This window comes from Treponema sp. OMZ 788 (assembly GCF_024181245.1).
Taxonomy (GTDB): Bacteria; Spirochaetota; Spirochaetia; order Treponematales; family Treponemataceae; genus Treponema_B.
Genome location: NZ_CP051199.1, coordinates 2,722,171 through 2,735,767, shown reverse-complemented (window position 1 = coordinate 2,735,767; position 13,597 = coordinate 2,722,171). Strand labels below are relative to the sequence as shown.

Genomic DNA, 13,597 nt, shown 5'->3' with positions numbered 1-13,597 from the left:
TCCCCCTCTAAGTATTTTCTTTATTGATAAGGTACTCCATCTCCCCGCTATTCCAAATATAGAGAATAGCGGATACAGGCTCTTTCCCTTCTTCCCATAGCCAACCCATGTAAGTGGTGCTATTTCCGTAATAACCCTCCGTAATGATTTCAAACTCCGCATTTTTATACTTTTCCATAAATTCCTCTAAATAAAAAGCTTTTCCATTAAAATATCCTTTCCCTAAAGTCTTATTAAAAATAAGGATATCGCACAAGTCCAAATCACAATCTTTAAAACAAATCTTTCCTTGATAAGAATGCGTTTCCCCATCAACATATTCAAAAATGGAATCCACTTTTAATGTTAGTGTTTTATTATGGAATTTTATTTCTTTTACCCTGCTGTCGTGAAGACTGTAAGTAAGGTTTTTATTTTTATCAAATTTAAAATTTTTATCGTTTTCGTTCATATTTTCCTTTTTTTTGTCTTAATTTAAAATCAAATCCAACATCTCTAAGAGATTTATTTCATCATCATCTTTTTTCACTTTCAAAGATAGCTTATTTGAACATCTTTTCAATCCTTCTTTTAGAAACAGTTTATTTTTTTCTGATAAATTTGGATACAATTCACTCAAAATCCAATATTGCCATATTACATCACTTGTATCAAAGATTTTTGATATTTCATCTATTACGATATCTTGTTTCAATGTAAAAACTTTTATTATTTCAGGAAAAATAGGCCAATTTCCATCTTGTAACCAAGTAAGTAATTCAGGAGCAATTTCTAAAAACGCTTCGTCTGTCAGGTCATAAAAATTTTTACAAGTATCTAAATCAAACTTATCTTTAGGCATCATCATTTCCTTATTTAACATTATATTACCTCTTTAGAATTGATAGAAAATTTTTCTATCATAAGACTTCTCAAATTCAGGGTAATAGTTTACTTTTATCACTGATAAAAACTCTGCAAAATATCCCCTTTAAAATCAAAATCCCTCATACTCCCCCTCAAATACAAACTTTTCAGGGTGAGCCTTTATGTAATTCAGCTCATTTCCTTCCCCCTCATAGTTATAAATAAAATCATCCGCCTCATCTAAAACCTCAAAAAACTCTTCTTTATTCTTCTCTTCCAATGATTCAAGCATATTCCATCTTTCTTCTCTATCCAAGGAAATACTTCCACCACAATAATCAATTACTTTCCTAAAATTAGCTGCAAACTCTGGCATTTTAAAATGTTTAAAACCATTTAACACATCTTCCCAAACAATGCCTGTGGAATTATAGAAAAACTGATGATGTCCTCCATTATTTACTTCTGCAAAATACCAAGTTATCGCAAATAAATACCTTTGTTCTAATGTGAAATTTTCTGCTGATTTTATATAATCTTCATAACCTTCGTAAATATTGATAATAAACCACAACGGCTCACAAATATCCCAAGAATCATCAATCTTTTTTATATCTTCTATTGTAATTTTTTTGTAGATTTTTTCCTTCTCCATTTTTAACTCCCCCTCTCCTTTCCTATCTTTGTATTCAAAATATTTTTCTGCTATATTCGGATATACTTCTTTATAATTTTCTAAAAACTTATCAAAGGCTCTACTATAACAAATAAGTTCTACACATTCTTTCGTAACCCCTTCCCCTTCACTTAATCGAACAGCCTTATTTAGCATAACCAAGGCATTTTTTGCCTTCGTTTCAAAGTCATTCTGAAGATTTTCCGCTAACTCACAATAAGCAAGGCCCATACGATAATACCACCACGCATCTCTTTCCTCTTCCTCTACCATGTCTAAAATAATAATTGCCGTTTCGTACTCTGCGTTATTATTATAGGCTCTACCAAGTTCATTCAAGAGTTTCGCATTTAAGGTTTCTAAATCGCAATGTGAGAGGAGTTCGATAATCTCATCCCTATCTACTAGGTAATCTAAGCCTTCTACTACCTTAACTTTTTCTTCATTGCTTAATAACTTAAACTCTTCTTTTTTCATCTTCCTCACTCATCCTTTCGAAAACAACATCTTACCTTTCATTTTACACACTGCTCCCCTCTACCTCCCCACATTCATGAAGAAACAAATGACAGCCCCCTGTGTCAGCATGATAAGAGGAAGTCCTAAAGTAAAGTAAATCTTCTTAGTTTTATGACGAAACAGGAGCATGGCAAAAAGCCCTCCTACCGAGCCTCCAATAAAAGAAAAACCCAGTAAAGTCATAATTTTAATGCGTGACCGTTTTTTGATTGCTGTCCATTTATCAAAGCCAAATAAGAAAAAAGTTAAAATATTGATAAATCCCAAAATTTGAAAAACAAAGATATGCTCCTTAAAAAATGTGAAAAAATCAAAATTTAAGCTTTCCTTCGTCTTCTCTTTCCATAAATAGTAAACTATGGAAACAATCATAATCCCACAAACTAGAATAAGCTTCCATATAATAAAATCCTTATTGATTCCTTGTTTCTTATTATCCCTCATCTAAGCACCTTATCTAACGATTTCCCTTTCGCCAACTCATCCACCAATTTGTCTAGCCATCTGATTTTCTGCATGAGAGGATCTTCAATCAGCTCCACCTGAACTCCACATACCTTCCCTTTAATCAGTTCCGCCCTCGGATTTATGGCAGGAGCTTTGTTAAAAAAATCTTCGTAAGTCATATCCTGATTCACTTCATTCATATTATAACCTGTCAGCCATTCGATAACGGCATCCAGCTCTTCCTTCGTCCTTCCCTTACGCTCCACTTTCTGAAGAAGTAAAGGATAAATCTTTGAAAACTTCATCTCAAAAATGCTTGTTCTAGGCATAATGCTTCCTCCTCGTAGGCTAATCTAAGCCCTTATCTAACCTATTTTATAACTTCAATCCATTTTCCAAAACATAAGCATCCTTTTCTGCCTTTATTTCTTTTTTCTGCTGAAAATAAGTTTTTAAATCCATTTCTCCCCTAGCCTTTTTCTCTGCTAAAATCAGCTCTTTTTTCATAATTTCAAGATAATAAATTAAAGTTAAAAATGTAGTTTCAGGGTTTATCTTCTTCAATCTTACATATTCCACCACATCATACTCCAAGCTGAACATTCGGCTGGAAGGAGTTATTTCATAAAAAAACTTGTGAAATGTGTTTCCAAAGCTTTTTTCTAAAAGTTCCCACTCATCATGGCTTAGCACAGAAAATCCAAAGGCATCATCACCCATCTCCTCAGCAAACAAGCGGATAGAATAATCCTCTTTCACAATTTCGTTTGTCCATATTATCGTAGTATCCCTATCCATATTGTCCTTGTATGGAATCATCAAGGATTTATCTTTATATTTTAAATAGATATCCTCTCCATAAGATTTTCCGTTATCTTTTAATTCCATTTCTATCTGATTTCCCATTTTTTCATTAAAATAAGTAACAATATCTTCATCATACTCCCTATGGTCAACCCAAACTATCGCATCCGACTTCATAAAGGAAGCAATATCTTCAGGATTTTCTAAAAACTTTTTTATTAAATTGTATGTTGTTTTCATTCGTTCTCCTTCTCGAATTTTCGAATGTTCGCTTTTAGGTTCTCAATGTTTACTTTTTCAACATTTCCACATACTCCTTGATGTCTTCCTTTAATCTTTCCTTATTTTCACTTAAAGCAGGATATTCTCCTGTAACCCCATAGGAAATCATGCTGAATAATGCCGTAAACCGATAGGAAAGTTCGATATACTCCTCAATCACAAATCTCCTTTCTATCCTATTTCAAATTTGTCATTTCTTCAATCTAATGCAATTCAAAGTATGTCAATTCTTCAATTCTATTCTCTATAATTAAATCCCCTATAAACAGAAAACCTTTAAAACTCCAAACTATCTTCATTCAGTAAAAACTCTTTCATTCCCATAACAACAAAACCATCTTCATTTCTCCAAGGCTTACTTTTACTATTTACAATAATAATTTTCTTAAAAGAATCAGGAATATTTCGTAAGGAATTCATTTCCTGATTTTGTTTCTCTTCCGAATTCATCTCAAGTGAAACCTGAATATAATACCTTTTACTTCCCTGATTTGCGACAAAATCAACCTCCAGCTGTTTACGAACACGCTTCCCCTCTTTATCCCTACCAAAGATTTCAACAACTCCCACATCCACATTGAATCCACGAATCAATAATTCATTATAAACAATATTCTCCATAATATGTGTTGACTCTTGTTGTCTGAAATTTAAGCGAGCATTTCGCAATCCCAAATCTGTAAAATAATATTTTAAATTTGCACCAATGTATTTCCTACCCTTTATATCATATCGATTCGCCTTAGAAATCAAAAAAGCATCCGATAAATGGTCAATATGATTAGAAATTGTTTTATTAGTATAAGACATCTGTCGCTCGCTCGAAAAGATTTTTGCAATTTTCGTAGGATTCGTTGGTGCACCAATAGCAGATGCCAGTATATTTACCAAAATACCAATCTCATCCATACTCTGAATTTTATTTCTTTCAATAACGTCTTTTAAATATACATTCTCAAAAAGATTCTTTAAGTGATTTTCTTTTTGTCTTTCACTTTTAAATTCTATAAGCTGTGGAAGTCCCCCATAAATCATATATTCATTCCATGCATCATCATAATCCCCATCATATACGGAATAAAATTCAGCAAAAGAAAGAGGATATACTCTGACTTCATCTCCTCTCCCCCGAAACTCTGTTATAATATCACTGGAAAGAAATTTAGAATTACTTCCTGTGACATAAACATCTAAGTTCCTTATGCGAAGTAGACTATTTAGCACTTCCTCAAAGCGTGGCATAAACTGTACCTCATCCAATAAGAGATAATAATTACTATCATCACGCATGGCATCTTTAATAAACTGAAAACAGACCTTCGGATTCCTTAGCTCTTCATTTTCAATCCCATCCAATGTAATCTCTATGATATGATCCTCACTAATACCGCTTTCCTGTAAATGTCTTTTCAATATAGTAAATAACAGAAAGGATTTACCACAACGACGAATCCCGGTAATCACCTTTATCATTCCGTTGTCTTTTCTCTCAATTAGTTGTTTTAGGTAAGAGTCTCTTTTAACTTCCATTCTTCCATTCCTTTTTTTTGTTCATCTGCACATTTTTTAGTAATTGTATTTTACCAGTCTTTTATTTTCTAATCAACTTCAAATATGCTGTAATCTTCAAGCTCGGTTCCAATTCTTCAAAAATTCAGAATGTAACAACTTATATCTTCTTATTTCCTCAGGCTCTTTATTTACCAAATATTAGTAGCACCACACCACAAATAATTAACATCACTCCAAAGAATATACTGATTCCCTTTAAGCCTTTTCTCCCCCATTTATCCATGATAGCAGAGAAAATAAAAGAATTTTTCATCTTCCCTGATGGCTCAAGCACCCAATCCCAATCTAAAAGAGAGCCTATGATTTCAAGCAAACCAAAGCCGATTACTACCCACTGATAATGTGCTTTTAAAAATTCAAATATATTTTCCATATTTTCCCCTTCCTTCCATCTGATATACATGGTAATCATCAACTAATCTGCCCTGTTTTCCTATAAGAAACCTTGATTTCTATAATAAAGGAGGGCTTTACACCTTCTTAAAAATTAGCCTAGTTTTCCTATAAGAAATCTTAGTTTCTATATAGGTAGGGCAGATAGTTTCTCAAAATCAGCTCTCCCACGCAATATCTACAAATTCCAAATTGCTGTCAAATTTTACTGCCAGTATCTCATCGCTTTCTTCCGGATCTATCATATAGTCTACAATAATTGAATTTTCTCCATCTATCCAAAGACCGATATTCGTAACCTTCATCTCCTTGGTAAATTCTTTTACATCTTCCGGTACATCAAGTTCTATCTCTTCCCTATGAAAAACTATATATTCATCGTCTTCGGATAAGTATTCTTCTAACGCCAATCTGGCTTTTTTATCATTATCCTTAAAATCCGTTACAAACTTAGCGAAAGCATCTAAAAGTTCGGTTGTAATCGGACTCCCTTTCCCATACCAAAGAGTTGTATTGATTTCATTGATTTCTTCTTCCCAAAGCACAATCACATCATTACTAAAATCAATCTCATCTTCCAGTCCCTTTACCAAGTCTAATTCTCCAAAAAAAATCGTGTGTTATTTTTTCCATAATTTTTCCTCCGTTTTTATATTTGTTTACACTCTCTAAATCTTCCAGTACATTTTCAATAACATCTAAAATATCTTCTTCCTCTACTGCATAGTCTTTTATCGCTAAGTAAATTTCTTCGTCAATTTCCTCTAATTCTTCATTCTCTCGATTACTATAATCAAGGGAATCTGTAATTTTATGACTTTTTAAAATCTCCACTACTATTTCATAGACCTTGGATAATACTGCCTTTTTCACTCTATTTTTTAGTGCTTGCTTACATTCCTCTACTACCGCCATTGCATCTTTATCACTAGGATCAAGTTCTGCCCAATGAAGTGCATAGGGAATTGCAAATTCTTCTTTGTCCTCTAAATATTGATATCCATAAGCCATACGCATATTCCATTTCGCCTTATTTTCTCCTTCTTCTCTTACTGATTCTAAAATAGAAATAGATGTTAATAGCAGTTCTCTTCCTAGTTCAATTTCTGTTCCTTTTTCATTCTCTCCTATGATTGCAAAATTTTGATAAGCACGAGCCAGCTCATAGCAAATTCTATAATCTCGCTTCTCTTTCGGTATGCTCTCCAATGTCTCAATACACGCAAGAAATTGATTTTTATCCGTTAATTCTTCTATTCTTTTGAAAAAGTATTCCTCATTTTCTTTGCTATATTGAATGATATTTTCCATAATTTCCTCCTTTTAAAATTATTTTATTCTTCAAAATTCTCTGTTACCTCAATCCACTTTTCTACATCAATCTCTTCATCATTCATATACTTTTCAAGATAAAAAATAATGGTTTCTGATTTGTCAAAGAAAGCTCGATAATGCTTAAAGTCCCCCTCATTCTCATATTTTCTCCTCCTTTACTTTCAGTATACTGAAAATAACTTCACTTTTCCACTATTATTTTCAGTATATTGAAATATACTGAAATTCTTACACACTTCCCACTTTATTTCACTCCACCTTCAATCCCTCCACCTCTATATCTCTTACCTCCCTCGTTTTTAAGTCAATCGCCTTAAAGCCTTCTCCGAAAGGTACTGCCAAAGCTCCAAAATATTTTGAAAGTCTGCCTTTTACTTTTTTCTCTTTTTCGGTTATTTCTCCGGCTTCAAGATTCAGCCTAATATGCTCATACATATCGAAAATAATTTCATCCTCGAATAGAATGCCCCTCGGAGCAAAATAAAGTTCATCAAAATCTAAGTTTGTTTTCCAAGAAATATTGCCTACTTTATCTATTTTCATAGCATCCATTTTCTCATTGATAACAAAATATTCTCCTTGTTTCAATGGCAAAACCGTCTGCACCTTGCATTTTTCTTTTAAGGCGATACTTCTTTCTGTAAGAGTATGGAAGTCGAACACAAGGATTTCATCCTTCTTTTTTGAGTTCGGATAAACAAAAGTCTGATTCTTTTCGTCAATCCCTCCATATTCCAGGCAAAACTCTCCTTTCATGATATGAAGGACTTCTTTTTTCTCGGTATCATAGACAAAGACTTTGTTTGATTTTTTCTGAATAGCACCTCTAACAAGAATCAAATTCGGCTTTGGTGTAAAAAGAGCCTCATAACCGAAGAAATCTCTTGTTTCAAATAAGACCTCTCCACTTTTTATGTCAAAGATTTTCGTTTTTCTCTCTTTTTTTACATAGCTATCTGTAATCGTAATAATTTTCTGTCCGCAAGGAGAAATATCAAAAATTTCAAACTCCGGATTCTCATTAAAAAAATGATATTTTTGATTTATGTTATGGTCATATACAAATAAGTCGACGGTTTCTGCCTTTTCATTTGTAATATGATATGCCGCAATATTATGCTCCTCATTGACAATGGTCTTTACCCTTAGTTTACTCATATTCTCTCCCTCCAAGCACTTGTTATCCATTTCTTCAAAGTTACCTGAAAAAGTCAATAATAGTGCATACCCTAAATTCCCTAAAATATAGTTTAAGCTGCCGGTTTTGATAAACCGGTTTCAAACAGTTCCCGATAAATCGCAGGAGGATAACCTTTCGGATTCATTGTGGTAATCCTTCGTCGGTTGTAGTAGACAATAAACCTCCAGACGATTTTCTTTACTTCTTCCCTTTTCAATTTTGTTGTATCTATGCGGTATAGCTTCTCCTTCTTGAGTGTCGCAAAAAAGGATTCCATTCTCGCATTATCATAACATTTTCCCACACCGCTCATGCTTTGAATTGCATGACGGCGAGCCAACTCAAGTTTGTACGCCTCACTCGTGTATTGAGTAAGCATCACTGTGATGTATGAGCCCATCAGTAAGCTTTCTTAATTCATATGCCTCCTTTAGAGCTTTTATACAAAGCTCTTTTTTTCATGTTGTCGTCCATCGCTACTGCGATTATCTCTCCTGCAAAGCAGTCCATCATCGGTGCAATATACAGCTTTCCATCTTTGCACGGAACCTGCGTTATATCGGTCAGCCATTTCTTGTTAGGAGCGTCTGCGCTAAAGTCCCCTTTAAGAAGATTTTCAGGCCTTTGCGCCTTTCTGTCGGCTTTGGTAAGTCCATCAGGGCTTCTTCTGCTCTTATGAAGCAGATTCCCCTTCCTCATCGCTCTGATTATAGTCGAGCGAGAAACTTTTATGCCTCGCTGCTCAAGTGCTAATCGCATTCTCTGTATTCCATAATTATCGTTTTCAGGATCTTGTGAAAGAATCTTGTGTATTTCGACCAGAAGAAGTTGCCAGCGTTTCATCTTTGTACGGTTCCGTTTCCACTTGTAAAAACCCGTTTCGCTCACCTTTAGGGTTCTACACAGCTTTACAATTGACCACATTTTCTCTTTTGCATTTTCCAAAATATAGCTGAATAACCCTTGCGTACTTACTTCTTCCGGTCTACGACGAAAAAACCGAGAGCGTCCTTGAGTATTTCGTTTGCTTTTTTCAGCTCCTGTATTTCTCGCTGCATGGCAAGCTCTCTCTCGTTTAACGGTGTTTTGTCCGATGCGATTCTCTCTTCCTTCGCCTTTCGGCTTCTCACCTTCCTCCACTCTGCAATCGTGTAATAACTGAGTCCCAGCTGTTCGGCTGCCTTTTTCACTCCTATCTCATCTGACAATAGCAGTGCCTGTTCCTTAAATTCTTTATTGTACTTGACCATATCTTCCCTTCCTTTATTTTTCGGGTTTTTAGGTCTGCACTTTTATGATAACGGTTCAACCTTTACCCTTACTTTACTCATACCTTACCCCTCCGACCACTTGTTATTATCTTCTTTTATAATATATTTTCTCTAAATCACTCCTCTCTTAACTCCCTAAGTTCACCTCAAATACAGGAAGTCCCTCTGCCCTTTCTACTAAACCTTTTACCTCGGTTTCCTGCCCCAGATAGTCAAAGCCCTCAAAATGAACATAATCAAAAAGCTCCTTATTCGCCATCTGATTGTGAGCCTTCATCATCAGTTCGCCAAGTGCAAAGCCTTTTTTAGCTTCCGACTTCAAACGAGCAAGAATAGTTACCTGCCACAAGCCATCTTCTTTCTCTTCTTCTAAAAGCGTTTCCCCATCTTCCAGTTCCAACACTTCGTTTTCCTTTAACTGCGATACTTCCTCTATCCACGCCTCATAAGCGATGATTATTTCCCTTTCTTCGAGTACAATTTCTTTTAATTCTGCTATGGTAATAGCTTCTTCCATAGATTTCATATATTTTTTCAGGTCTTTGTTAAATTCTTTAATATCTTTATAAGTTGTTTTCGCAAATTCCCAAAATATACTTTCTGCGGCTTCTTCTAAATCATCATATTCTTCCTCAGAGTCATCGACATCGAATTTTTCGTTCTTAGTAATTTTTTGAAACATATCATAAAAATCATTATTCAGCATATCCAGTAAAAATTCATCCAAAGATTTTGAGGCAGTGCAGTATGAGTTATCGTCCTGTGAATAAACGATAATCTGTCCATAATCTCCCTCATTACTTGGATGAAAATCAATATATAGCTCACAAGAGTCATACTCCGGTTCCGAATACGCAAGCGGTAATACATGGATATTCTCTAAATCATTACTGATAAATTTATCGAATTCTACACCCATATTTGCAATTCTGTTTATTATCGGTTTTTTAGCCAGTTCTTTATTTATAATCATTTGTTTTGCGGATAACAAATTAAGAGGGATTTCCGCTTCTACCGTAGTAAAAACCGGCAGATTGACCAATCCTTTTTCGTGGTTGGTATCCCAAGTTCCATCAATAATTTTAAGTAAATCAATTAAAGATCCAGGTATATTCGGATATTCTTTTAAAAGTGCATCAATATCTTCCTCACTTGCCCCCTGATAAATGTCTTTTACACTCTCCCAAAGTTTTATGTTTTCTACTTTATAGCGTCTTCTAAGCACTGAAAAATATCTGTGTGCAATACCATATCCACTACGAGAAGTCTTTATGTCCATGTTAGTTATCTCTTTTTGATTTTCAAGGAAAGCCTCGATGATCGGCAAGGATATATCCACATCGACAACATAAAGAAAATACCTGACTTCCTTTCCAAAAATATAAGAATGACTTACGACACAGAGTTCATCCAAATAATCACACTCCAGCTTATCTTCCAGTTTGTCTACTTTTTTCTTAATATTTTTAGCCGTATCAAAGGTATAATTTACTTCAATTTGACTTAAAGTACCTACCGGAATCGTAACTTCTTCATTCTGTAATACCGATCCGAGAGGAACTCCTATTTCATCTATTATTTCTAATAATTCATTAAATGCATTCTCTCTATCGGGTACATCAATATAGATAAGGGAATGTGTAGGAATTTTATCTGTTATATTTTTACTGCCGGTTTCCTCATCTACATAACATACTTTCGTCATATCCCTATCTACAAATCCCAAATAATTCCGAGATAAAAAGCCTTGTAAATAAGCCTCAAAATTTCTTGTATCCTCGAGATTAAATGTTCCGTTTAATTTTAATGTGTATCGCATACATCCTCCTTCTTATTTTCATAAAATAATTGCCCCTGTATAAAAATCACACCACTCATCTTTGCCTTAGAAGTACAGATATCAAACTCCTTCTCCTCTAAATTCCCCGTAACCACATAAGAGTATCCGAAGTTTTGTAGTGTTTTTAATAGAAAGATAGCCTTTTCATCAAAGCTTTCTTTCACATCTTCTTCCATATAAGCAAAAGTATTTGTATTCTCATCAAATTCAAGAAATAGGTTCGATTTTTCTAAAATGGTTTCCAGTTTTTCTTTGATTCTATTTCTCAAACTTTCTTTTGCTTTTTCCGATTTTGCATCGATTTGAAATATCATTGACATATATAATTTCTGCATATTCTTAATCTCCACTGCCATACAAGGCACAATCTTTTTCCAAGGCATAAGAAACGATTGCCATCAGCTTATATATCAGATTTATTTGTTCTTTCCTCTCTTTATTCGACAAGTTCTCCCACAGTTCCAAATCCATATACTTCATCAAATTATTCCTTGCTATTTTTAATTCTTCTATAGAAAAAGTATAATCCTCGTAGTATCTCTCCCATAGCTTTTTAATAAAGGAAATCTCTTTTTCATATAGAGCATTTAAGGCTTTTTCTTCTGAATATTCAATCACCGCAAACTCTTTATGAAATTCATTTTCCAAGCTGAAACTGTACATCCCTCCGCTCCTTTCATTAAAATTTGTATTCATCATTCACAAGATACAAATCGATTCTTAACCCATTCCTTGATTATTTTTTTATTGATTCCTTTTGAAACCGATACATATGCCGGTTCATCCGTTTGAAAGGTTGTATCGAAATAGGTTTCCGCCTCTTTCAAAAATAAATCCAGTCTGCATAGATTGGGTGTTTGAAAGGATTTTTCATTCACATCGATGGTAAATACACCGTCGTCGGAACACTCTTCAAATCTTATTTTCTTTCGCCTTTCAGACAGGCTGTTTTGAATTTCAATTTGAAATGTGCTGTTGAGTCCTCCCGGACTTCCAATGAGAATACTCATGGTATATTGTTTTTCCATTTCCTCCTTCGTCAATCCGTTTGTTGTGTACCATTCGCCAAAGTTGATAAGTTTTATCATTACAAACCAGCCAAATTTATCGGGAGGAGTAATCCCTAACAATCCTATTAGCTTATAAGAAGCCAATTTCTTTGACAAATTCTCATAGAAGCTGATTAGCATATCCGTATATGGATGTTTGACAAGCTCATGACGGAAGTAGGAAAGTAAATAATGTAAATAAAATCTCTTATTCAAACTTTCTCCTAAAATCAGCCTATGAAAATAGTCAAGAACATTCTTCTCTCTTGAAAAAGCCAGTACCGCCCATACGGAACGAAGACTGATGACATCATGATTTCCGTGATAAAACCGTTCCGTTTCGTCATATTTTTGTATACACTCCAGTAAAAAAGTGCATACTTCAGGGTTTGCAAACTCCTGTAATTTTACAATGTTCTTATCATCAACAAAATAGCCATCAATTTTTATCTTGTTGTAAAATTTATTCACAAGTTTTAAGCTTGATTTTGGTAAAGTTCCTTTTTTCAACTCTATTATTTGAAGCAAATCTCTCATTTTTTATCCTCCAACTTTATAGTATGGCTATTTTTTACCCTATATTTCTATCCCTTGTAAATAAGCAAATTTCAGTGTATTTGCACCGGTAAATTCACTGAAATAAATGTCTATATGCTCTCTTGGTACCTTTTCTAATGATTTATAAAACCCGATATACTTATTTTTTAATTTACTTTCACGGATAAAATCTTGTAAATATCTTTCCGCTTTCTCTTTGCCTCCAAAGTAATGGACATAATAAAATAAATCTAAACCCATATTATTCTTTTCAAGTATTTTATCAATACTCTGTTCTATATCTTCAAAATCATCACACAATGGAATCATATACTGTTTCAATAGTTTAATCACCTCATCTACGGAATACGAATAACTTGCTCCTGCCAGTTCAAACCAGCGAAAACCTCTTCCTCTGTTAATAAGCGTTTCCAGCTCTCCACCATAGACGAATCCGTTGTTAATATTATCTTTTTTCATTGCTTTCGATTCAATCAAAAAATGCACACTGAACTCTACACTACACGCATAGTTTCTTCGATTTGCCTGAAAAGAAATTAAAAAAGTTAAATCTTTGTTTTTTGAAACTTTTTTCAAAGTTTGACCATTTTTTGCTATCTTAAAATCAGGAAATTTACTTCCTATTTCAAGCCAAGCCTGTTGACATATTTCTTTCGGTTTCATAAACCCTCCTTTGACAATCATTGTTTGCCGTCCGGCTCCATCCAATTGTTATACTCCCCTATTTTAATACAAGATAAATCCTTATAAATGATTGCTTTTTTCTCTTCCAAAACAGGATTCTTACCATTTTTCACATAGTTAATAGAATAATACTCTATTGTA

Annotated in this window: 20 protein-coding genes; all 20 read right to left on the bottom strand. The window is 34.0% G+C overall.

Features of this window, described 5'->3' with window-relative positions; all coding sequences use genetic code 11:
• Nucleotides 1-7 precede the first annotated feature (7 nt).
• Nucleotides 8-451: a hypothetical protein gene (locus E4O00_RS13575; RefSeq protein ID WP_253677879.1), complete on the bottom strand. Its 444-nt coding sequence runs from the start codon at nt 449-451 to the stop codon at nt 8-10.
• 18 nt (nt 452-469) lie between these two features.
• Entirely contained in the window at nt 470-862 is a 393-nt protein-coding gene (locus E4O00_RS13570) for a DUF5071 domain-containing protein (protein ID WP_253677878.1), read from the bottom strand.
• Nucleotides 863-976: 114 nt separating this feature from the next.
• Complete coding sequence (locus tag E4O00_RS13565) at nt 977-1,999, bottom strand: DMP19 family protein (protein WP_253677877.1); 1,023 nt, start codon at nt 1,997-1,999, stop codon at nt 977-979.
• Nucleotides 2,000-2,059: 60 nt separating this feature from the next.
• The gene (locus tag E4O00_RS13560; protein ID WP_253677876.1) at nt 2,060-2,485 is read right to left on the bottom strand and encodes a DUF1294 domain-containing protein; all 426 of its coding nucleotides are present in this window, start codon (nt 2,483-2,485) and stop codon (nt 2,060-2,062) included.
• Complete coding sequence (locus tag E4O00_RS13555; RefSeq protein ID WP_253677875.1) at nt 2,482-2,817, bottom strand: DUF2200 domain-containing protein; 336 nt, start codon at nt 2,815-2,817, stop codon at nt 2,482-2,484. The genes E4O00_RS13560 and E4O00_RS13555 overlap by 4 nt, the downstream gene beginning before the upstream one ends.
• Nucleotides 2,818-2,863: 46 nt before the next feature.
• Nucleotides 2,864-3,532, bottom strand: coding sequence for a hypothetical protein (locus E4O00_RS13550; protein ID WP_253677874.1), 669 nt, complete (start codon nt 3,530-3,532; stop codon nt 2,864-2,866).
• A gap of 49 nt (nt 3,533-3,581) precedes the next feature.
• Complete coding sequence (locus E4O00_RS13545; RefSeq protein WP_253677873.1) at nt 3,582-3,734, bottom strand: hypothetical protein; 153 nt, start codon at nt 3,732-3,734, stop codon at nt 3,582-3,584.
• Between the two features lie 116 nt (nt 3,735-3,850).
• Complete coding sequence (locus E4O00_RS13540; RefSeq protein ID WP_253677872.1) at nt 3,851-5,104, bottom strand: ATP-binding protein; 1,254 nt, start codon at nt 5,102-5,104, stop codon at nt 3,851-3,853.
• A 166-nt stretch (nt 5,105-5,270) separates the two neighbouring features.
• Entirely contained in the window at nt 5,271-5,519 is a 249-nt protein-coding gene (locus E4O00_RS13535; RefSeq protein WP_253677871.1) for an immunity 17 family protein, read from the bottom strand.
• Nucleotides 5,520-5,697: 178 nt separating this feature from the next.
• Nucleotides 5,698-6,132 (bottom strand): DUF2004 domain-containing protein, encoded by a 435-nt coding sequence (locus tag E4O00_RS13530; RefSeq protein ID WP_253677870.1) that lies wholly within the window; start codon nt 6,130-6,132, stop codon nt 5,698-5,700.
• Nucleotides 6,110-6,850 (bottom strand): hypothetical protein, encoded by a 741-nt coding sequence (locus E4O00_RS13525; protein ID WP_253677869.1) that lies wholly within the window; start codon nt 6,848-6,850, stop codon nt 6,110-6,112. Before E4O00_RS13525 ends, E4O00_RS13530 begins: the two co-directional genes overlap by 23 nt.
• Before the next feature lie 273 nt (nt 6,851-7,123).
• Nucleotides 7,124-8,032 (bottom strand): hypothetical protein, encoded by a 909-nt coding sequence (locus tag E4O00_RS13520; RefSeq protein WP_253677868.1) that lies wholly within the window; start codon nt 8,030-8,032, stop codon nt 7,124-7,126.
• A 92-nt stretch (nt 8,033-8,124) separates the two neighbouring features.
• The gene (locus E4O00_RS13515; RefSeq protein WP_253677867.1) at nt 8,125-8,454 is read right to left on the bottom strand and encodes an integrase core domain-containing protein; all 330 of its coding nucleotides are present in this window, start codon (nt 8,452-8,454) and stop codon (nt 8,125-8,127) included.
• 17 nt (nt 8,455-8,471) lie between these two features.
• Nucleotides 8,472-8,999 carry a DDE-type integrase/transposase/recombinase gene (locus tag E4O00_RS13510; protein WP_253677866.1) on the bottom strand — a complete coding sequence of 176 codons (528 nt, stop codon included), beginning with the start codon at nt 8,997-8,999 and terminating at the stop codon, nt 8,472-8,474.
• Between the two features lie 26 nt (nt 9,000-9,025).
• The gene (locus E4O00_RS13505) at nt 9,026-9,304 is read right to left on the bottom strand and encodes a transposase (RefSeq protein ID WP_210121237.1); all 279 of its coding nucleotides are present in this window, start codon (nt 9,302-9,304) and stop codon (nt 9,026-9,028) included.
• Between the two features lie 148 nt (nt 9,305-9,452).
• Nucleotides 9,453-11,144 carry an SMI1/KNR4 family protein gene (locus E4O00_RS13500; RefSeq protein WP_253677865.1) on the bottom strand — a complete coding sequence of 564 codons (1,692 nt, stop codon included), beginning with the start codon at nt 11,142-11,144 and terminating at the stop codon, nt 9,453-9,455.
• Complete coding sequence (locus tag E4O00_RS13495; protein ID WP_253677864.1) at nt 11,129-11,500, bottom strand: hypothetical protein; 372 nt, start codon at nt 11,498-11,500, stop codon at nt 11,129-11,131. The genes E4O00_RS13500 and E4O00_RS13495 overlap by 16 nt, the downstream gene beginning before the upstream one ends.
• 4 nt (nt 11,501-11,504) lie before the next feature.
• On the bottom strand, nt 11,505-11,864 hold the full coding sequence (locus E4O00_RS13490; protein WP_253677863.1) for a hypothetical protein: 360 nt from the start codon (nt 11,862-11,864) through the stop codon (nt 11,505-11,507).
• Nucleotides 11,861-12,751 (bottom strand): hypothetical protein, encoded by an 891-nt coding sequence (locus E4O00_RS13485; protein ID WP_253677862.1) that lies wholly within the window; start codon nt 12,749-12,751, stop codon nt 11,861-11,863. The genes E4O00_RS13490 and E4O00_RS13485 overlap by 4 nt, the downstream gene beginning before the upstream one ends.
• Before the next feature lie 39 nt (nt 12,752-12,790).
• Nucleotides 12,791-13,435, bottom strand: coding sequence for a DUF4304 domain-containing protein (locus E4O00_RS13480; RefSeq protein WP_253677861.1), 645 nt, complete (start codon nt 13,433-13,435; stop codon nt 12,791-12,793).
• Nucleotides 13,436-13,597 lie beyond the last annotated feature (162 nt).